The 17,993-nt window shown below is 59.4% G+C and carries 22 protein-coding genes and 1 riboswitch; of the genes, 7 read left to right on the top strand and 15 right to left on the bottom strand.

All coding sequences use genetic code 11. The features are described from left to right. Positions 1-12: 12 nt before the first annotated feature. Positions 13-648 carry an alpha/beta hydrolase gene (locus FEZ21_RS07420; protein WP_003443703.1) on the bottom strand — a complete coding sequence of 212 codons (636 nt, stop codon included), beginning with the start codon at positions 646-648 and terminating at the stop codon, positions 13-15. A gap of 139 nt (positions 649-787) precedes the next feature. Here FEZ21_RS07420 and FEZ21_RS07415 point away from each other — a divergent pair, with 139 nt between their 5' ends. Then, entirely contained in the window at positions 788-1,222 is a 435-nt protein-coding gene (locus FEZ21_RS07415; RefSeq protein WP_003443705.1) for a YhcB family protein, read from the top strand. Between the two features lie 104 nt (positions 1,223-1,326). On the opposite strand, the gene FEZ21_RS07410 is transcribed toward FEZ21_RS07415, so the two are convergent. The 9 genes from FEZ21_RS07410 to FEZ21_RS07370 form a co-directional block, all read right to left on the bottom strand. After that, the gene (locus FEZ21_RS07410; protein ID WP_003443708.1) at positions 1,327-2,043 is read right to left on the bottom strand and encodes an OmpA family protein; all 717 of its coding nucleotides are present in this window, start codon (positions 2,041-2,043) and stop codon (positions 1,327-1,329) included. A 179-nt stretch (positions 2,044-2,222) separates the two neighbouring features. Beyond that, on the bottom strand, positions 2,223-3,131 hold the full coding sequence (locus tag FEZ21_RS07405) for a MurR/RpiR family transcriptional regulator (protein ID WP_003443711.1): 909 nt from the start codon (positions 3,129-3,131) through the stop codon (positions 2,223-2,225). 113 nt (positions 3,132-3,244) lie between these two features. Further along, on the bottom strand, positions 3,245-4,009 hold the full coding sequence (locus FEZ21_RS07400) for an ABC transporter ATP-binding protein (RefSeq protein WP_003443714.1): 765 nt from the start codon (positions 4,007-4,009) through the stop codon (positions 3,245-3,247). A gap of 17 nt (positions 4,010-4,026) precedes the next feature. Continuing rightward, positions 4,027-5,139: a succinylglutamate desuccinylase/aspartoacylase family protein gene (locus FEZ21_RS07395; RefSeq protein ID WP_003443717.1), complete on the bottom strand. Its 1,113-nt coding sequence runs from the start codon at positions 5,137-5,139 to the stop codon at positions 4,027-4,029. A 10-nt stretch (positions 5,140-5,149) separates the two neighbouring features. Beyond that, positions 5,150-5,848: an ABC transporter permease gene (locus FEZ21_RS07390; protein WP_160626774.1), complete on the bottom strand. Its 699-nt coding sequence runs from the start codon at positions 5,846-5,848 to the stop codon at positions 5,150-5,152. A gap of 13 nt (positions 5,849-5,861) precedes the next feature. Beyond that, positions 5,862-6,551, bottom strand: a complete 690-nt coding sequence (locus FEZ21_RS07385; protein WP_003443721.1) for an ABC transporter permease — start codon at positions 6,549-6,551, stop codon at positions 5,862-5,864. A 90-nt stretch (positions 6,552-6,641) separates the two neighbouring features. Next, positions 6,642-7,421: an ABC transporter substrate-binding protein gene (locus FEZ21_RS07380; RefSeq protein ID WP_003443724.1), complete on the bottom strand. Its 780-nt coding sequence runs from the start codon at positions 7,419-7,421 to the stop codon at positions 6,642-6,644. 185 nt (positions 7,422-7,606) lie between these two features. After that, positions 7,607-9,367 carry a DUF1302 domain-containing protein gene (locus FEZ21_RS07375; RefSeq protein ID WP_003443726.1) on the bottom strand — a complete coding sequence of 587 codons (1,761 nt, stop codon included), beginning with the start codon at positions 9,365-9,367 and terminating at the stop codon, positions 7,607-7,609. Between the two features lie 179 nt (positions 9,368-9,546). Beyond that, entirely contained in the window at positions 9,547-10,176 is a 630-nt protein-coding gene (locus FEZ21_RS07370) for a LysE family translocator (RefSeq protein WP_003443728.1), read from the bottom strand. A gap of 80 nt (positions 10,177-10,256) precedes the next feature. Here FEZ21_RS07370 and FEZ21_RS07365 point away from each other — a divergent pair, with 80 nt between their 5' ends. The 3 genes from FEZ21_RS07365 to FEZ21_RS07355 all read left to right on the top strand — a co-directional run bounded on the left by FEZ21_RS07365 (position 10,257) and on the right by FEZ21_RS07355 (position 13,098). Beyond that, on the top strand, positions 10,257-11,222 hold the full coding sequence (locus tag FEZ21_RS07365) for a 2-hydroxyacid dehydrogenase (protein ID WP_160626772.1): 966 nt from the start codon (positions 10,257-10,259) through the stop codon (positions 11,220-11,222). 30 nt (positions 11,223-11,252) lie between these two features. Next, positions 11,253-12,251, top strand: coding sequence for a class I SAM-dependent methyltransferase (locus FEZ21_RS07360; RefSeq protein WP_003443734.1), 999 nt, complete (start codon positions 11,253-11,255; stop codon positions 12,249-12,251). Between the two features lie 50 nt (positions 12,252-12,301). Beyond that, positions 12,302-12,421, top strand: a riboswitch (yybP-ykoY riboswitch). A gap of 92 nt (positions 12,422-12,513) precedes the next feature. Beyond that, positions 12,514-13,098 carry a TMEM165/GDT1 family protein gene (locus FEZ21_RS07355; RefSeq protein ID WP_003443736.1) on the top strand — a complete coding sequence of 195 codons (585 nt, stop codon included), beginning with the start codon at positions 12,514-12,516 and terminating at the stop codon, positions 13,096-13,098. 127 nt (positions 13,099-13,225) lie between these two features. On the opposite strand, the gene FEZ21_RS07350 is transcribed toward FEZ21_RS07355, so the two are convergent. From FEZ21_RS07350 to FEZ21_RS07335, 4 genes are read right to left on the bottom strand one after another with little or no spacing between them, the layout of a single operon-like run. Then, on the bottom strand, positions 13,226-14,047 hold the full coding sequence (locus FEZ21_RS07350) for a M48 family metallopeptidase (protein WP_127196807.1): 822 nt from the start codon (positions 14,045-14,047) through the stop codon (positions 13,226-13,228). 34 nt (positions 14,048-14,081) lie between these two features. Beyond that, on the bottom strand, positions 14,082-14,708 hold the full coding sequence (locus tag FEZ21_RS07345) for an SOS response-associated peptidase (protein WP_160626770.1): 627 nt from the start codon (positions 14,706-14,708) through the stop codon (positions 14,082-14,084). A 45-nt stretch (positions 14,709-14,753) separates the two neighbouring features. After that, positions 14,754-15,014, bottom strand: a complete 261-nt coding sequence (locus tag FEZ21_RS07340) for a putative signal transducing protein (protein ID WP_003443742.1) — start codon at positions 15,012-15,014, stop codon at positions 14,754-14,756. Between the two features lie 5 nt (positions 15,015-15,019). Beyond that, positions 15,020-15,202 (bottom strand): CPXCG motif-containing cysteine-rich protein, encoded by a 183-nt coding sequence (locus FEZ21_RS07335; protein ID WP_003443745.1) that lies wholly within the window; start codon positions 15,200-15,202, stop codon positions 15,020-15,022. A gap of 107 nt (positions 15,203-15,309) precedes the next feature. Between FEZ21_RS07335 and FEZ21_RS07330 the strand changes: the two genes are divergently transcribed. Beyond that, the gene (locus FEZ21_RS07330; protein ID WP_029612200.1) at positions 15,310-16,473 is read left to right on the top strand and encodes a 1-acyl-sn-glycerol-3-phosphate acyltransferase; all 1,164 of its coding nucleotides are present in this window, start codon (positions 15,310-15,312) and stop codon (positions 16,471-16,473) included. Positions 16,474-16,610: 137 nt separating this feature from the next. After that, complete coding sequence (locus FEZ21_RS07325; RefSeq protein ID WP_003443751.1) at positions 16,611-16,817, top strand: hypothetical protein; 207 nt, start codon at positions 16,611-16,613, stop codon at positions 16,815-16,817. 59 nt (positions 16,818-16,876) lie between these two features. Here FEZ21_RS07325 and FEZ21_RS07320 read toward each other — a convergent pair whose 3' ends face one another. Further along, complete coding sequence (locus tag FEZ21_RS07320; RefSeq protein WP_003443754.1) at positions 16,877-17,461, bottom strand: YajG family lipoprotein; 585 nt, start codon at positions 17,459-17,461, stop codon at positions 16,877-16,879. Between the two features lie 159 nt (positions 17,462-17,620). Here FEZ21_RS07320 and FEZ21_RS07315 point away from each other — a divergent pair, with 159 nt between their 5' ends. After that, a complete protein-coding gene (locus tag FEZ21_RS07315) occupies positions 17,621-17,854 on the top strand; it encodes a hypothetical protein (protein ID WP_003443757.1) in 234 nt (77 codons plus the stop codon). Positions 17,855-17,993: the final 139 nt, after the last annotated feature.

The following is a 17,993-nucleotide window of genomic DNA, read 5'->3' as shown; positions in this document are numbered from 1 at the left end:
ATCAGGCTGCAATCAATTCGAAAGGCGTGGCGCTACCAACTCTTTGAGCTCAGGCAGCTTGCCGTGAAAAAAGTGCCCGCATTCTGCCACTTTAAGCAGCTCATGGGGGCGTGACAGCGCGTTTGACCAGTCATAGACCAGTTGCGGGTCGATCACTTCATCGGTTTCGGGCTGAATTACGGTCACCGCACAGGCTTGGGGCAAATCGTCTTCGGCGCGCAAACGCATCACCGCCGGGGCCACCATGAACAGGCGCGACAGTTTCTCGCCCCGGGCTTCAAGACGACCGCCCAGGCTGGCTGCCACAAAACCGCCAAACGAAAAACCGAGCAAGGTGATCGGCAGTTCCGGGTGCCGGGCGCGCAACCAGAGGGCAGCCGCCAGCGCATCGTCGACTTCACCGCTGCCCATGTCATGGCTGCCTTCGCTGGCTCCCGTACCGCGATAATTAAATCGCAATGTAATCAGGCCAGCATCACGAGCGGTACGTTGCAGGGTCGAAACCACTTTATTCATCATCGTCCCACCCTGAACCGGGTTGGGGTGACACAGTAGCGCCAGGCCTTTTGGCTCAGGCAAATCGAGGTACAAGGCTTCCAGTTGGCCCACAGGGCCATCAATTACTACAGGGGTTTCGCGGGTAAGCAAGAAGGAACTCCGTGACCTCAAACTGGGTCGACTCGTCTAGCTGATAGATTCTGTCTGGCATATTTGCGAGTGCATCGCGGTATACAGCGCAGGTCCGAGCCGTTAACGTAAAGCAAAGCCGTTTATAGAGGAAGGACTCGTGGAACACTCGCTCTTGATTTGGTTATTGCCGACTCTAGCCCTGGTTGCAGGTGTCGCCATTGGTTTTCTGATCGCGCGTCTGCTGCCTAATGCCGCGCCTAACAGCACGCAGCGTCAGCTGGACGACATTCAGAAACGTTTTGACAGTTATCAAAGTGAAGTGGTTACCCACTTCAACAGCACCGCCAATCTGGTGAAAAAACTCACTCAGAGCTACCAGGACGTACAAGACCACCTCGCCGAGGGCGCCAACCGTTTGGCCCTGGACGAGCAAACTCGCCAACGTCTGCTGGCCGCTCTGCACTCTGATGTCCCTCAACCGCATCGCGAGCGCATCACCCCGCCGCACAGCACTGAGCCGCCATTGGACTACGCGCCAAAAACCCCGAACGCCCCCGGCATGCTCGATGAGCATTACGGCCTGAAGAAGTAATTCATCCGGTAAAGCGCTCAACAAAAAGCCCCGTGATCGGTAAGGATCACGGGGCTTTTTTTATGCTGCCAGCAAATGCCTGCGGCACCTGCAAGACCTGGGTCTTACGGGTACTGCTGAACTTGCCCCTGCTGCTGGTAGTTCACGCCCGGAATCGGTGCCAGGGTGATCTGCACGCGGCGGTTCTGAGCACGGCCATCAGGCGTGGCGTTACTGGCAATCGGGTCGGCCGGGCCTTTGCCGCTGACCGACAGGTACTGACCGCTGACACCCTGGGACGTCAGATAGGTCGCCACGCTTTGCGCACGCTGCTGGGACAACTGCATGTTGTAGTTGTAGTTCCCGGTGCTGTCCGTATAGCCGACGATCTGAATCAGGTTCTGGTTGTTGAACTGCTTCAGCGAGTTCGCCAGGTTGTTCAACGGCTGATAGAAGCTGGGAGCAATGTTCGCCGAGCTGGTGGCAAACGTAATGTTGCCCGGCATCACCAGGGTGATGTTGTCGCCCTGACGCTGAACTTCAATCCCGGTGTTGGCCGTACTCGCGCGCAACGCAGCTTCCTGCTTGTCTGCGTAGTAGCCGTAACCTGCGGCCCCCAGACCTGCCACTGCGGCACCGATCAATGCACCCTTGCCACGGTTGTTATGGTCGATGGCAGCACCGGCAACGGCACCGGCCAACGCCCCAAGACCACCATAGGTAGCGGTTTTGCTCATGCCCGAAGAGGCCTGGCCTTGATTGTCATATGGGTTGGGCGAGGCGCAGCCTGCCAGCAAGGCGATAGCACTTGCGGCAATAATCAAACGACGCGAGGTGAACATGGTGAAGCTCCTGTCAGTCTTTCTGGAGGCAAAGGTCGTTGGCATTAGACCTCTGTGGGCGTTGGAACGCGACCAGCGGTAAAAATTCCTCAGGCCGCCAATATTCGTGTTCCATAAACGATAGTCGTCCGATCGCCTGCCCACAAATAGATATGCCCCGCCCGCACCGGCATCGCTGATTACTTTTTAGTCAATTTACTGCCCACAGGAATATGCAGGTAAGACATGACGCTCTCTGTCAGTTCTGTCGCCAGTTTGACCGCCTCCTTGTTCCGCGCCATGACGCCCGCCACCAGTCCTTCGATCAAGGCAAGTACTGCGATGCTGGAGCTGGTCAGCACCGGATGGTCGGCCGGGGCAAACAGCACATGCCGGGCAATGCTGCTCAGAGGCGAGGCAGGTGAGTCGGTAATGGCCAGCACCGTGGCACCGCGCTCGCTGGCGAAGCGGGAAAGTTGCAGGGTGTCGATGGAATACCGCGGCAGAGAGATCGCCAGTAAAACATCCTGATCAGTAATCGCAGCCAGTCGATAGGCGGCGTTTTCGTTACCGCCTTCCATGCTGATAGCCGTGGCATCGGCACAAAACGGAATCAGGGTCGAGGCCGCCAGGCCCGCGAAATAGACACTGTTACCGAAGCCCAGGATGTAAATCTTGCGCGCCTTGACCAGGTGATTCACAAAGGCTTCAAAGGTGTCCGGATGATTGCTGGTCGCGGCCGTGGCCAGGTTGCTGCTGGCACTTTGAATTTGTTCATGCAGGCCAAACGCCCCGTCCGGACGATGGGCCAGTTCGTTACGCAGCTTGTCCACCGGAGACACCACTTGTTGCAGTGTTGCCACCAGCTCGGCCTTCATGCCGCTGTACCCGCCCAGATTCAGGGCTTTGGCCAGGCGATTGACCGCCGCTGGCGAGGTGCTGGTCTCGTGGGCCATTTCCTCAATCGTCAGGGTCGCGGCACGCAGCGGATGACGCAGGATAAAATCGGCGACCTTGCGCAATGAAGGCTGCAACTCGGGCACGATCTCTGCCAGCTTGCGCATGACCGCGGCGGCATAAATCGTGGTGTCTTTGGATGGGCTTGGCATATCCGGCTCAACATTCCCTGTGGATAAAAAAGGGGCGGCGCCCAAAGCCGGTCCGTGCAGTAGACACTGCGTCGGCTTGTGACGCCCCGAAGTGTATCCGAAGCGGTCGCCGGCTATTTCAAACTGCCGCAAAGAAACTGCTGCAGGCGTTCAGACTGAGGATTGGCCAGCACCTTGCGTGGGTCGCCACGCTCTTCAACCACACCCTGATGAAGGAACACAAGCTGGTTGGAAACCTCACGGGCAAAGCCCATTTCGTGAGTGACCACCACCATGGTCCGCCCCTCCTGCGCCAGATCCTGCATCACTTTGAGCACGTCCCCCACCAACTCAGGATCCAGGGCCGAAGTCGGCTCGTCGAACAGCATCACTTCCGGCTCCATGGCCAGGGCCCGGGCAATCGCCACACGCTGCTGTTCACCGCCGGACATATGGGCCGGCCAGGCGCGCATGCGGTGCGCCACGCCGACCTTGTTCAAGTAATGCTCGGCCCTGTCCCGCGCTTCGCCCTTGCCCATGCCAAGCACGTGCACCGGGGCCTCCATGACGTTTTCCAGAGCATTCATGTGGGACCACAGATTGAAATGTTGAAACACCATCGACAGTCGCGACCGCATGCGCTGCAACTGTTTCGGATCTGCCGCCTCAAGCCCTCCCCGCCTGCTACTGATCAGTTTGAGCGGTTCGCCGTCGAGCACGATACTGCCGCCGCTGGGTTGCTCCAGCAGGTTGATGCACCGCAAGAACGTACTTTTCCCGGAACCACTGGAACCGATGATACTGGTCACATCCCCGGCCTTCGCCTGCAACGAAACGCCCTTGAGCACTTCATGGGAGCCGTAGCTTTTGTGCAAATCCTGAACTTCAAGTTTGTACATGACATCCACTCTCGGGATCAGTCGCTAAGCAAGCGACCTTGGCGAATAAGGGTATTGCCGGCAACTTTGGCCAACCACAAACCGGGCTGGGCAAAGCGCAGGCGTTCACGGGCATAGAGGATGCCGTCGGTACTGGCGCGCACCACACTGTGGCGATCAGTCAGCGGGTCCATGACTTCAAACAGCGGATCGCCCGCTTTGACCCGCGCCCCCAGCGGCTGGATAAAGCTCACAACCCCCGGGTGCGGTGCATAGGCGTACTGGGCACCCGCAAACGGCATGGCCTCACAGCTGTGAACCGGGGCGTCCGGCCATGCACCGCTGATCAGCCCTTGCTCGGCGAGATAACCGAGAATCGCCTCCGCACTCTCCACGCATGGCCCCGACTCGGTATCCGCCATGCCGCGCAGTTCAATGGTGGTGGCGATACAGCCCAGGGCAATCTCAGCCTCGGGAAAGCGCTCGGCCAGGTGCAACCAGGGCAGCGCACAGGCTTCATCAAACGCACTGCCCCCCGCATCCTCTGCCAACAGGGCCACCCCGGCGCGCAAACGCGCGGCCAGCGAGCGCAAGCGCGGCCAGTTTTGCGGCAAGGCGTACAGCAGCATGATCGACTCGAAATCACAGTGCAGATCCAGTACCACATCGGCGTCACAGGCATGGCGCAGCAACAGGCAACGCAAGCCATCGAGCTCCGAGGCCGGGGCTGGCTGCTCACTCAGCACATCGAGCATGGCCCGGCGGATGAGCAGTGTGTTGGCCTCGGCATCGCCACCCAACTGGCCGGCTACCCGCGCAGCCACGCCGTCTGCCAGCACTGGGAAGTCGCGATTGAAATTCTTGCCGCTGGAAAACTCAAAGCGCCCCTGGTGGGTCGCCTGAAACATCTGGGCAATGCCGATGGGGTTGGCCATCGGCACCAGCTCGATCACCCCGTTCAACCGGCCTTGCCCCTCAAGCTCCAGCAGGCGACGCTTGAGCTCCACCGCAACGCGCATCCCCGGCAGCTCGTCCGCGTGCAGCGAGGCCTGGATGTAGGCCTTGCGCGTGCCCTGGCCAAAACGAAACAGGGACAGGTGGCGCTCAGTGCCCGAGGCGCTCCACGGCAACAGGTATTTAATGTGTTCCATAACACGCCCCTCAGTATTTGCGCGGTGCCAGATACGCCAGCCAGCGGCGCTCGGCCAGCTTGAACAGACGGGTCAAAATAAAGGTCAGCACCAGATAGAAAACCGCCGCGGTAATGAACGCTTCAAACGGCAGGTAATAACGTGCACTGACCGTTCGGGCGGCCCCGGTGATATCGACGAGGGTGACAATCGACGCCAGGCTCGTGGTCTGCATCATCATCAGCACTTCGTTGCTGTACTGCGGCAACACCCGGCGCAGGGCCGAAGGCAGGAGAATCCGCCGATACAAAGTCACTCGCGACATGCCCATGGCTTTGGCCGCTTCGATCTCGCCATAAGGGATGGACTTCAGACTGCCCGCCAGCAGTTCCGCGCTGTAGGCACTGGTATTGATCGCAAACGCCATGCACGCACAAAAGGTGGCGCTGGACAGGTATGGCCACAACACGCTCTGGCGCACGGCTTCAAACTGCGCCAGCCCGAAATAGATCAGAAACAGCTGCACCAGCATCGGCGTGCCACGAATGACATAGGTGTAGAGCCAGGCCGGAAAGTTGATCAAAGGCGATCGCGAGACTCGCATCAGCGCCAGCGGAATCGCCAGCACCAGGCCAAAGAACAGGGAAATCAGCAGTACCTTGAGGGTAATCAGCGCGCCACCGAAATACAGCGGCAGGTTTTCCCAGATCAGGTTGTAATCAAGAATCATGAGGTGCTCCCAATCACAACTCAGCGGCTTTTATGCCGACCGAGTAGTGTCGTCCCAGAAAGCGCAGCACCAGCAATGACACGCTGGTCAGCATCAGATACAGCCCCGCCACGGCGAGAAAAAACGTAAAGGGTTCATGGGTCGCATCTGCTGCGCTTTTGGCTTTGAACATCATGTCCTGCAAGCCAATGACCGAGATCAGCGCAGTGGACTTGGTCAGCACCAGCCAGTTATTGGTGAACCCCGGCAGTGCGAAACGGACCATCTGCGGTACCAGAATTCGCCAGAACACCTGGGCGCTGCCCATGCCATATGCCAGCCCCGCCTCGATCTGGCCTTTGGGGATGGCCATAAATGCACCGCGAAAGGTTTCCGAGAGATAGGCACCAAAGATGAAGCCCATGGTGCAGACCCCCGCGACAAAGGGGTTGATATCGATATAGTCCGTGGAGCCCAGGGCCATAGCGATGCGGTTCACCAGATCCTGACCGCCATAGAAAATCAGCAGAATCAGTACCAGATCCGGAATACCGCGAATCAGGGTGGTATAGACCTCTCCCAGCCGTGCCAGCCACTTGATCGGTGACAAGCGCAGCGTCGCGCCAATCAGCCCCAGGACAATGGCCAGGGCCATGGCGGTCAGAGCCAGATTTACGGTCAGCCAGGCACCCTCGAGAATGCTCGATCCGTAGCCGTGGAGCATGATGCAGTTCCTCAAGCGAGCGCCAAAAAACGCGCGAGACAAGCCCCGGCGACTCCCACCGGGGGAGCCGCATCAGGGATACGGGTTGACTTACCTTTGACCGTAGATGTCGTACGTGAAGTACTTGGTCATCACTTGTTCGTACTTGCCGTTGGCGCGGATTGCATCAATGGCGGCATTCAGGCGTTCGGCGTTGGCCGTGTCGCCTTTACGCACAGCGATGCCCGCGCCCCGGCCGAAGAAGGCAGGGTCGTTGATATCCGGTCCGACCAGGGCGTATCCCTGGCCCAGCGGGGTTTTGATAAAGCTTTCATCGGTGTAGATGATATCGGCGAGCGTGGCATCCAGACGGCCCGAGACCAGATCGAGGAAGGCTTCACTCTGGGTCGAGTAGCGCACCACCACGACCCCGGCCGTCTCAAGCTTTTGGGTGGCAAAGCGGTCATAGGTCGAAGAGCGCTGCACCCCGACACGTTTGCCCTTGAGATCCACCAGCGGATCGTTGATCACAGTGCCCGCCTTCATCGCGAACTTGCCGGGCGTGTGGTAGTACTTTTTGCTGAAATCGACGGACTTGAGCCGGTCTTCGGTAATCGACATGGAAGACAGCACCGCATCAACCTTGCGCACTTTGAGCGAAGGAATCATGCCGTCGAACTCCTGGACCACCCAGGTGCATTTGATTTTCATCTCCTCGCACAGCGCGTTGCCAATGTCGTAGTCAAAACCGCTGATCTCACCTTCAGGGGTTTTCATCGAAAACGGTGGGTAGGCCGCTTCGATACCAATACGCAGAGGCGCGTCATCGGCGCGGGCCACAAAGCTGAAAGCGCACAGGGCCAGTGCACCTAGAAGTACTGTCTTGTTCAAATTATTGACTCCTGAAGGGCGTTCGGGGGTGAAGAAACACTTGCCATCCAAGCTGGCGCGCAGGATCAGTCCGTCGACTGTGTGCGGCTATAGATGACACGTATTATTTCAGAAATCAACAAAGTGAAAATATTTATATCAAAAAGCGCCAGCCAACCCCTTCTCCACGGGCTCTGAGCTGCGGCTTAAAACTTCACCCCCACCGTCAGCGTCATAAAGTCCCGGTCGCTGACCGTGCTGTAACGCCCACCAAAGAAATTGGTGTATGAAAGGCTGCTGGTGTAGGTGTTCTGGTACTCGGCATCAATGCCCATGCTCACTGCCTTGCGCCCTTCAGCAAAGGTATTGTCGGGGCCCGGCGAATAGCCGCTGACATCGTGGGACCAGGCCAGATTCGGCTTCAGGTTGAGGCTGTTAAACACGTTGTTGTAGGCCCATACGGCACGTGCGCGATAGCCCCATGAATTAGCCGTGGTGAAGCCGTCGTTGCCGTCGCTACCAAATACCGGATCACGCCCGTAGCGCAAACTGCCGCCGAGACCGGCCACGTGGCTCACGCCAACCTCACCGATCAAGGTCAGCCGGTCAGCTCCCATGGCATTGTCGAAGACATGGGTCAGAGAGGTCTGAAACTGAGTGATCTCCTTGCGCCGATAGCCCTGGGAATCGGCACCCGGAGTAACGCTCAGCGGCGATGCAGCGGCCAGTCCCGGCAACAGGGTCACATTGGCGTACAGCAGATCATTGCTGTTGAGCTGTACCGGCGCATTGGGCCGATAACTCAGTTCACCTTTCCATGCCGAGCCTGTGGACAAGGTGGTGGCGAAGCTCAGGCCGTACAGGCGGATATCCTCGGGATACTCGACGTAGTAACTGGAGTTACCGGCGACGATCATCGGCGCCAGAGCGCCTGCAGCCGAGGCCGAGTCGTAGGCCGACTGCGATGCTGCACGCCCGCTGAGGATCGGATCGCGGCTGTGGTAGTTCATGAAGTAGGCGCCGAAATCGGTGTCCAGCGGCTCGAACACGTAGTGCATGGCCACGCCGAACTGCCCGCTGTTGCGCGCATCGCGATCAGCACCACGACGCACCAGCACGCCCTCGCCGTTCACATCGACACCCGCCGACGTCAGGGCTGAAAGGTCCGCCACATTCAGTGCCGAACGTTTGCTCATCACTCGATAATTGCCGTCACAACCGTCGGCGGTTACGTCGGACTGGGAGAAAAATGTTCCGCAGTTATCGGTTTCTGACTGCTCCCAGTCCAGTTGATAAAAGGCTTGGGCCGAGAGGTTGTCGGTGAGGTTTTGCGAAATGTAGAACAGATTGACCGGCACCAGTCCGTCTTTGTATTCAGTGCCCGGTCGCCGATACGCCGCGACATCTGTCGGGTTGATGGCATTGATCCCGCCACCGATAAAGCTGCTCTCACCCCAGTTGACCACCTGTTTGCCCAGGCGCACGGCCCCGGGCTGATCGGCAATGGCGTAGTTGTGATAGGCGTAGGCATCCAGCCACTGGGCTCCGGCAGACTGAGCCGAGGCTTTGCGCCCACTGTCGCTGACTGGTTTGAAGGGACGACTGTCATCCTGCAGTTCAAAGTCGTACCAATACTTGCCCCGGACATACACACCGCTGTCGCCGTACTTGAGCTCCAGCCCGTGGATGCCGGTAAAAATCTTGGAGAAGGTTTCGCCGCGCTTGAAGTTGAGGCGGCCATCATCCGAGATTTGCGATTGCCCCTTGCCGCCGTTGTTGGCGCCGATCAGCTTGCGATCGGCCTTGGCCGTGGACCAGCTGGCGCCAATGGACAGTTCGGAATCGATCTGGCCTTCGATCTCGCCTATGTTAAAGCTCACGCCCCAGGCGGGCCCGGCGAGCGTCGAGACAAGGCTGACTGCCAGTGGCAGTTTGACCTGGCGCCAGAACCGGTTGACTGAGGACATCGATACTTCTCCGAGGGCACGCACAATGAGCCGCAAGGATGAAGGAAAACCAGAAATTGACAAGATCGCCGGTGGCGCAACGCCAAACCTGTGGCCAACTGGCTGGCTCGCGTTGCGGCCAAGCCAGCCCCTGCAGCGTTCCCGCTAGCCGGGGTGGGCCCATGGAGCGATACGAAAAATCAATTCATCTCAGTGAACGCAAGCTTCACACCCAGGGCGACCAGCACCGCGCCCATGGTGCGATCAAACCAGTGGCCCATGCGTGCAAAGCCGGTGCGCACGCGCTGATGGCTGAACAACATCGCAACCATGCAAAACCACAGCCCCGTCGCGACCGCCAGGTACACGCCATACCCGGCCTGAATGGACAGTGGCGTATGCGGATTGATGACCACGGTAAACAACGACAGGAAAAACAGCGTGGCTTTAGGGTTCAGGCCATTGGTTACAAAGCCCGAAGTGAAGGCTCCGCGCGCAGTGCGCTCGCCAACCGGCAAAGAAGCAGCCACGGCTGCCGGATCAGCAGGCCTGGCGCGCAATGCCTTGATCCCGATGTACAGCAGGTAGGCAGCTGCCAGCCATTTGAGGGCGTTAAACAACACAATCGACTGCGAGACAATGATTCCGATCCCCAGCAGCGAATAGCCGACATGGACGAAAATTGCCGTGCCCACGCCGAAGGCGGTAAACATCCCGGCGCGACGGCCGTGAGTCACGCTTTCACGCACCACCACAGCAAAGTCGGGCCCGGGGCTGGCCACGGCCAGCAAGTGAATCAGGGCAACGGTCAAAAATTCTGTCCAGTACATGCACGGCTCCATTACAAATTGTTTCTTCTGTTAGGCTCGCCACATTACGCCTTCACTCGACAGCACAAAAGGTACAGTTGATGACGAACACTCAGCGCGCAGTATTCCTGGATCACACCTCACTGGATCTGGGCGACCTCGACCTTGCCCCTCTGCGCCAGTGTTTCAGCGAGTTGCAGCTGTGGTCGGACACCGACGCCGATAACCTGACCGAACGTCTGCAAGGCGCCAGCGTGGCCATCAGCAATAAAATCCAGCTCAATGCCCGAACCCTCGCGGCCTGCCCCGAGCTGAAGCTGATTCTGGTGGCGGCCACCGGCACCAATAACGTTGACCTTGAAGCCGCACGCGCCCGCGGCATTACCGTCGCCAACTGCCAGGGCTACGGCACCCCCTCGGTGGCCCAGCACACTCTGGGGCTGTTGCTGGCACTGGCCACCCGTCTTGTCGACTACAACAAAGCCGTGACTGCGGGCCAGTGGCAACAGGCCAGGCAGTTCTGCTTGCTGGACTTCCCGATTGTCGAACTCGAAGGCAAGACCCTGGGCCTGTTCGGTCACGGTGAACTGGGCAGCGCCGTGGCCCGGCTGGCCGAAGCCTTTGGCATGCGCGTCTTGCTGGGCCAGATCCCCGGCCGTCCGGCCCGAGCCGACCGGCTGCCACTGGATGAGTTGCTGCCACAGGTCGACGCCCTGACCTTTCACTGCCCGCTCAATGAACACACTCGCAATTTTATCGGCGCCCGTGAACTGGCACTGCTCAAGCCGGGGGCCTTTGTGGTCAACACTGCCCGCGGCGGCATGATTGATGAACTGGCCCTGGCCAATGCGCTGCGCAGCGGCCATCTGGGCGGCGCGGCCACCGACGTACTGAGCGTCGAACCGCCGCGCGACGGCAACCCGCTGCTGGCCCATGACATCCCGCGCCTGATCATTACTCCGCACAGCGCCTGGGGCAGTCGTGAAGCGCGCCAGCGGATCGTCGGCCAACTGACGCAAAACGCCGAAGCATTCTTTAACGGTACAGCGCTGCGGGTCGTCAGTTGATAGACTGCGGCCCTTTTTGAGGAGCAGATTATGGATCCGCGCAGTGAAGTACTGCTTCGTCAGCCTGAATACTTTCAGGGCTCGTTGCTGTTGGTAGGATTACCGGCTGACGAATTGCTCGGCGAACTGCCAAATGCCCACGGCTGGTGCTGGCACGCCGGCGACCAGGCCACCCTGGATGCGCGCTTTGAAGGACGGGTGCATTTCGGCATCGAGCTGCCTGAGCGCAGCTTCGACACCGCCGTGGTGTTTCTGCCCAAGTCCAAGGAACTGGCTGATTATCTGCTCAACGCCGTGGCGGCTCGCCTGCCCGGTGCGGACGTATTTCTGGTGGGCGAAAAGAAGGGCGGAATCGAAGGCGCATCCAAGCAACTGGTTCCGTTTGGCAAGCCGCGCAAGCTCGACAGCGCGCGTCATTGCCAGCTGTGGCAAGTCACTGTGGTCAACGCCCCGGCCGCACCGGTGCTCGCCGACCTCGCCCAGCATTACGAACTGCCGCTGGCCGAAGGCCCGTTGAAAGTCGTCAGCCTGCCGGGTGTGTTCAGCCATGGCCGCCTGGATCGGGGCAGCGCCCTGTTGCTGGAGCACCTGGACAAACTGCCCAGCGGCCACGTGCTGGACTTCGGCTGCGGTGCCGGGGTGCTGGGAGCCGCAGTCAAGCGCCGCTACCCGCATAACAACGTCACCCTGCTCGATGTCGATGCCTTTGCCACCGCCAGCAGTCGTCTGACCCTTGCCGCAAACGGTCTGGAAGCCGAGGTCATTACCGGCGATGGCATTGATGCGGCGCCCATGGGCCTGAACTCGATTTTGAGCAATCCGCCGTTTCACGTCGGGGTTCATACCGATTACCACGCCACAGAAAACTTGCTGCAAAAAGCAGTCAAACATCTGAAAACAGGTGGCGAACTTCGTCTTGTAGCCAATAGCTTCCTGCGCTACCAGCCGCTGATCGAAGAGCAGTTCGGCCACTGCACAGTCAAGGCGCAAGGTCAGGGTTTCCGGATTTACAGCGCCAAACGCCGCTGACAGAAAAGCGCAATAAGGGCTTGCCGGATCGGATTTGCCTAGGCAGAATCCGCTCCGTCCTAGGGGAGTAGTCTCCCACGAGCCTCGCGCTCGTCCGGCATGCGTCAACATACTTGGTCAACAGACCATGGTGCATGCGACCCAGGTGTCCGCACAGACGGACCGGGGTTTGACAAGACCTATGACACGAACACCTTACCCGGGGCGGGAAGGCTGTACGTGTCATAGCCGTGTCGACCCGCCCCTGGAAAACTACCTGATGATGCTCGATTCCTTACTCGTTCCTACAGCAATCGTTGCCTTGGCCGAAATCGGTGACAAGACGCAACTGCTCGCGCTGATTCTCGCCGCACGCTTTCGCAAACCCTGGCCGATCATCGCCGGCATCGTGGTGGCAACCCTCGCCAACCATGCGGCAGCCGGTGCCGTGGGCGCCTGGTTCAGCACCTTCTTCACCGATGTGATGTTGCACTGGGTGCTCGCCGCGAGCTTTGCCGCCACGGCCCTGTGGACTCTGGTCCCGGACAAGATGGACGACGACGAGGCCAGTACAGCCCGCAAATACGGCCCCTTCATCACCACGCTGATTACATTCTTCATCGCTGAAATGGGTGACAAGACCCAGGTTGCGACCGTGATGCTGGCGGCGCAATACCCGGATTTGTGGCTGGTGATTATCGGTACCACCCTGGGCATGCTGATTGCCAACGTGCCGGTGGTGCTGGCGGGTAACTTTGCGGCCGACAAACTGCCATTGACCCTGATTCGCCGACTGGCCGCGACCGCGTTCTTCGTGCTGGCCATAGTGGCGGTGTACAAGGCGATGGTGATCAGCGGCTGGCTGTAACGGCCACTGATCCCTGCAGGCGTTCTGCGATGCAGGCCAATGCAATCGCCGGCAAGCCAGGCTCCCACAAGGCGGTCTGAATTGTGGGAGCTGGCTTGCCGGCTATGGGAACACTGCGGTCTTAACCCTACTGGGTCTTCGGCGCTTGCTCATACAGCGGCATCACCTTGGGGATCGCCGCTTGCAATGCCGCAATCCGGCTGCTGGAAGCCGGGTGGGTGCTCATGAATTCCGGCGGCGCATCTTGCGCTTGCGCGGCCATTTTCTGCCACAGGGTAATCGCTGCATTCGGGTTGTAACCCGCCCGGGCAGCCAGCTCAAGGCCGATCAGGTCGGCTTCGTTTTCGTTGCTGCGGCTGTTGGGCAGCGTCAGGCTGTAGTTGACCACGGTATCGGCCAGTTGCAGGCTGTCCTGGCCCAGGCCCAACAACGCCCCCGCGCCCTGTTTGGCGATCTCGATGCCATAGGCTTTGGACATGGATTCACGCCCGTGCTCGCGCAAGGCGTGGGCAATTTCATGGCCCATGATGGCGGCGATTTCGTCGTCGCTGAGCTTGAGCTGATCAATGATCCCGCTATAGAAAATGATCTTGCCGCCCGGGCCGCAGTTGGCGTTGAGCTCGTCGCTCTTGATCAGATTGACCTCCCAGTTCCATTGCGCGGCATCCGGGCGAAAAAACGGCGCCCGGGCAACCAGGCGGTTGGCAATGGCTTGCAAACGCTTGGCGTTGGCGCTGGTTTTGTCCAGTGCGCCTTTGCTGCTGGCCTCGGTGACAGTCTGCTGGTACGACTGCGCGTACATCTGATCCACTTGCTGACTCGACAGCATGCTGAACATGTACTGCTTGCGCTCAACCCCTACCGCGCCGCCACTGGTGGTGTTCACCGCCTGGCAACCTGCGAGCAATACCCCGGCGCCCACCGCGCACACTACCGCTAACTTACCCATCATGACTCTCCATAAACATGGCGCGCATCGTATCTCAACCCGGTGTCAGACACTCGGGCGCATTAAGTTTTGGATCATTGACCAGATTGGCCAGCGGCCGTTCGCGCAATGGCGTTTGCGGGCTGGCGAGCAATGCCTGAAGGTCCTGCAGCGGGGTTTCAGGGTCGAGCCAGGCCTGCTGCCCGGCCTCATCCAGAATCAGCGGCCGACGCTGACTGGCGGCGGCCTGAGTAATCACCGCAGTACTGAGCCACACATGCCCCTCGACCGGATAGGCCTCCCAGATGCCGGCAAAAAACAGCGAAGCGCCCTCACCCGGCGTCAGCCAGTAGGGTCTTTTACGCGTGGTCCCACGCCATTCGTAAAAACCGTTGGCCGGGATCAGGCAACGGCGCTGGCGCAGGGCATCGCGAAACATCGGTTGCTCGGCCACGGTTTCGGCCCGGGCATGGGCCGGGGTGCGCGACAGGTCAGTCAGCCACGGCGGGGTCAGCCCCCAGCGTGCCCGCGCCAGTTCACGCTGGCCGGGTTCGGCACCGGCACGCAGGATCAATACCGAGTCATTGGGTGAAATGTTCCACTGGGCCTGCTGATCCACCGGAAAACCGGGCAAGGCTGCAAATGCAGGGTTCCAGCGAAACAGGGCAAAACGTCCACACATGGGGCAGCACAACTCTTCTATATAGATGCAAAAAATATTCACTGATCAGCAGATCAGTACATCCGGGAAGCTTTCAGGCTCATCGCCCGCCACGGGTGACGCCGCATTGTACGCATCGATCAACTGGCGCGCGTATTGCGCCTGATCATCGGCCACCGTCAACCCCAGCAACCCGAGCGCCGGCAACTCGCCGGTCCCCCCGACCAGATCAGCCCCGTCCAGTCGGGCCTCGACCCCTTCACTGGCAAGCATGCCCAGCAATAGCTCGGCTTCCATCAGATTCTGGGGCTCGTAGATACGGCGCATGGTGATCACTCGTTCTCGCTACGCACATCAAGCATCCACTCCTGACCGTCGGTTTGAAGATGGAACACAATCGGCCGGCAACACACGGGGCAATCTTCAACGTAGGTCTGATCGCCACCCGAGAGGTCGAGCACGGCTTCAGCCACCTCACCGCAATACGGGCAATCGTAGTGTTCAGTCTCAAGCATCGCGGTCTCCAGAGTGACTTGTGCGTATAATCGCCGTCTATTTGCAGGGCTATTATTTTTGTCCTGCCCTGTGTACTAACCCTAGCCGTTTCCAACAAGAGAGCATGATGGGCGAATTCGATACCATCCGACCTTACGACGACGCAGAAGTCCCAGCAGTGCTGGCCCGGCTGCTCGGCGACAAGGCGTTTCTAGATATCCTGACCCACTTTCGCTTTCCGCGCCTGGCCGGCGCTTTCGGCTGGTTGTTAAAACCCCTTATAGCGCATCGTCTGCGTAAAGAGTTCGCCAGCGTTACTTCTGTCGCCACCTTACAGGACAAGGTCGAAGTCTATGTCGACCGCACCATCGAAAACGCAACCGACGGTGTGACCTACACCGGCGTCGAGCAGTTGAAGGCCGGCAATGCCTATCTGTTTCTGGCCAACCACCGCGATATCGTGATGGACCCGGCCTTCGTCAACTACGCGGTTTATCACGCTGGCCTGCCAACACCGCGGATCGCCATTGGCGACAACCTGCTGCAAAAACCCTTTGTCAGCGATCTGATGCGCCTCAACAAGAGCTTCATCGTGCATCGCTCGATCACCGGCCGCCGTGAAAAGCTGGCGGCGTATCAGTTGCTGTCGGCCTATATCAACCATTCGATTCGCAACGACTGCCAGTCGATCTGGATTGCACAGGCTGAAGGTCGCGCCAAGGACGGTGATGACCGTACTGATTCGGCGATTCTGAAAATGTTCCATATGAGCCGTAAAAACGAGCCGTTTGCCGAGGTTATTCAGTCACTGAACCTGACTCCGGTGTCCATCAGCTACGAATACGACCCCTGTGACCAGGCCAAGGCTCGCGAGCTGTACATACGCGCCACCACGGGCACTTACAGCAAGGCTGCGGGCGAAGACGACACCAGCATTGCCAACGGCATTACCGGCTACAAGGGCCGTGTGCACGTTAACTTTTCGACACCTGTCAGCGAGCCATTCGAGGACAGCAAATTGCTGGCCAGCGAAATGGACCGGCACATTCTGAGCGGCTATCGCCTGTTCCCGGCGCACTACCTGGCGTACGCACAATGGAGTGATGCCGACCCGCAACTGCAGGTTCCACTGGCTGCGCAAGTGTTCCCTGCCGAAGAACTGGCCAAGGCCCAGGAAGAATGGCAACGCCGCCTGGACGCCTGCCCTGTTGAACACCGGCCGTATCTGGTGTTGCAGTATGCGATGCCGGTGCGTAACCAGTATCGGGTCAAGGCCGGCCTGCCTCTGTAACCCCTTCCCTGCTGCAGGCGCGGTCTCGCGAGATTTCTAGAGCTCGCGCCTGCAGGCACAGGGTAATTTCAGCTGTCACCGTATCGTCATGTAGAGAGGTCACTCTATGACCCCTCGACACCGACACGGAGCTTGTCATGCTGCACGCAGAAAACCAGGACCGCCTCTACCTCATCACTCCCAGCGATGAACAGCAGGCGTTGATCGAAGGTCTGGCATTCAACGTCCAGGACCACCATTGGCTGGTCTATTGCGCACTCAGCGGCCACACCCATGCCGACTTGCCCGAGCTGGACCTGCTGACCGGCGTCAGCCGGCTTGAACTGTATGCCGAAGCCGCCTGAAACCTTTGCCCATAAAAAAGCCCGAACTCACAGAGTCCGGGCTTTTTGTCTTACTGGCATTACTCGCCGAGCAAACGACCAATAGCCGGGTCTTTAAACACTCGGGTCAGGGCATCACTCAGTACGTCACTCACCAGTTTGGTGTTGGTTTCCTGGTTCGGTGCCATGCCAAAGCGCTGGTCCAGCGACGCGCCGTAACGGCCACTGTAGGTACGGCCGCCGTTTTTCACATCAGAGCGAAAGGTTGCGCCGATGGTCGCTTCGGTCACGTACATGGTGTCCTTGGGCGACTGATATTTCAGTTCGGCCAGGGTCACGGTCAGGGTTGGCGCATTCATCGCATTGGACGTCGGCGTGTACCCCAACAGACGCACAGCCGCTTCGGCCTGGGCTTGCAGCTTGGGGATCAGATCTGCGCTGCTGACGCTGATCGCGCTGGTCTCCGGATACATGCCGCCACGGGTGCCCAGAGTCGGCCCCGGACGACCGTCCACCACACGCACCACCACCGGTTGACCACGTCCCACTGGCGCCAGTTGCGCGGTCAGCTTGGGTTGCGGGCTGAGTTGTTGCGGGCTGTGGGCACAGCCGACCAGGGTCAAACTGGTCACAGTAATCAAACCGAACAACAGGCGTTGCAACATGCTCATCTCTCCAGGACTGGGTAAAACAGGCCGCCAGTATAGCGGTGCACTGCACTTGCTAACTAGCCGCTTGCTGTCACCCCCTTGTCATGACCGATACATGGGGCTGTCACCTCATGCCGGTAGTGTTTGCGTTACTGACTCCCGAGGTGCCCGCCCATGAACAGTCTATGGTCGCTGCTCAGCTTTACCCGCCCCCGTCGCTGCTTCGCCCGACTGGACAGCGCAGGCCGCTGCCAGGCATTCAAGCAATGCAAACAACCGCCCGTCGGCGATGCCTGGGTCGAAATCGAAGAAATCCGCCTCAACTGGTTACACCAGGTACTACCCGCCAGCGCCCGTATCCCCTCGCGTGCAACGCGTTCGGCGGTGCTACCGCTGTTAGGTCTTTGACTGGCGAACCAATAAAAGTCATTTAACAGGATCAATTGCCCGCGTTTCTTCGTTACAATCTCCCCCCGATTATAAGGACGTCTCCTGATCGGGCCTCGCAGCACCGCTAATGCGCTTGTATTAGCTCCCCGGCACCGCC

The sequence above is a fragment of the Pseudomonas sp. 9.1(2019) genome, assembly GCF_009910445.1.
GTDB lineage: Bacteria > Pseudomonadota > Gammaproteobacteria > Pseudomonadales > Pseudomonadaceae > Aquipseudomonas > Aquipseudomonas paraversuta.
This window is presented reverse-complemented; position numbering and strand designations above follow the sequence as displayed.

What these genes read in the sequence shown, in the direction of transcription:
- FEZ21_RS07375 (WP_003443726.1), bottom strand. Translation starts at nt 9,367, where the DNA reads ATGTCCTCAGTCAACCGGTTCTGGCGCCAGGTCAAACTGCCACTGGCA.
- FEZ21_RS07400 (WP_003443714.1), bottom strand. Translation starts at nt 4,009, where the DNA reads ATGTACAAACTTGAAGTTCAGGATTTGCACAAAAGCTACGGCTCCCAT.
- FEZ21_RS07350 (WP_127196807.1), bottom strand. Translation starts at nt 14,047, where the DNA reads ATGGGTAAGTTAGCGGTAGTGTGCGCGGTGGGCGCCGGGGTATTGCTC.
- FEZ21_RS07370 (WP_003443728.1), bottom strand. Translation starts at nt 10,176, where the DNA reads ATGTACTGGACAGAATTTTTGACCGTTGCCCTGATTCACTTGCTGGCC.
- FEZ21_RS07395 (WP_003443717.1), bottom strand. Translation starts at nt 5,139, where the DNA reads ATGGAACACATTAAATACCTGTTGCCGTGGAGCGCCTCGGGCACTGAG.
- FEZ21_RS07365 (WP_160626772.1), top strand. Translation starts at nt 10,257, where the DNA reads ATGACGAACACTCAGCGCGCAGTATTCCTGGATCACACCTCACTGGAT.
- FEZ21_RS07340 (WP_003443742.1), bottom strand. Translation starts at nt 15,014, where the DNA reads ATGCGCCGTATCTACGAGCCCCAGAATCTGATGGAAGCCGAGCTATTG.
- FEZ21_RS07345 (WP_160626770.1), bottom strand. Translation starts at nt 14,708, where the DNA reads ATGTGTGGACGTTTTGCCCTGTTTCGCTGGAACCCTGCATTTGCAGCC.
- FEZ21_RS07385 (WP_003443721.1), bottom strand. Translation starts at nt 6,551, where the DNA reads ATGCTCCACGGCTACGGATCGAGCATTCTCGAGGGTGCCTGGCTGACC.
- FEZ21_RS07325 (WP_003443751.1), top strand. Translation starts at nt 16,611, where the DNA reads ATGCTGCACGCAGAAAACCAGGACCGCCTCTACCTCATCACTCCCAGC.
- FEZ21_RS07330 (WP_029612200.1), top strand. Translation starts at nt 15,310, where the DNA reads ATGGGCGAATTCGATACCATCCGACCTTACGACGACGCAGAAGTCCCA.
- FEZ21_RS07335 (WP_003443745.1), bottom strand. Translation starts at nt 15,202, where the DNA reads ATGCTTGAGACTGAACACTACGATTGCCCGTATTGCGGTGAGGTGGCT.
- FEZ21_RS07405 (WP_003443711.1), bottom strand. Translation starts at nt 3,131, where the DNA reads ATGCCAAGCCCATCCAAAGACACCACGATTTATGCCGCCGCGGTCATG.
- FEZ21_RS07355 (WP_003443736.1), top strand. Translation starts at nt 12,514, where the DNA reads ATGCTCGATTCCTTACTCGTTCCTACAGCAATCGTTGCCTTGGCCGAA.
- FEZ21_RS07320 (WP_003443754.1), bottom strand. Translation starts at nt 17,461, where the DNA reads ATGTTGCAACGCCTGTTGTTCGGTTTGATTACTGTGACCAGTTTGACC.
- FEZ21_RS07360 (WP_003443734.1), top strand. Translation starts at nt 11,253, where the DNA reads ATGGATCCGCGCAGTGAAGTACTGCTTCGTCAGCCTGAATACTTTCAG.
- FEZ21_RS07410 (WP_003443708.1), bottom strand. Translation starts at nt 2,043, where the DNA reads ATGTTCACCTCGCGTCGTTTGATTATTGCCGCAAGTGCTATCGCCTTG.
- FEZ21_RS07315 (WP_003443757.1), top strand. Translation starts at nt 17,621, where the DNA reads ATGAACAGTCTATGGTCGCTGCTCAGCTTTACCCGCCCCCGTCGCTGC.
- FEZ21_RS07390 (WP_160626774.1), bottom strand. Translation starts at nt 5,848, where the DNA reads ATGATTCTTGATTACAACCTGATCTGGGAAAACCTGCCGCTGTATTTC.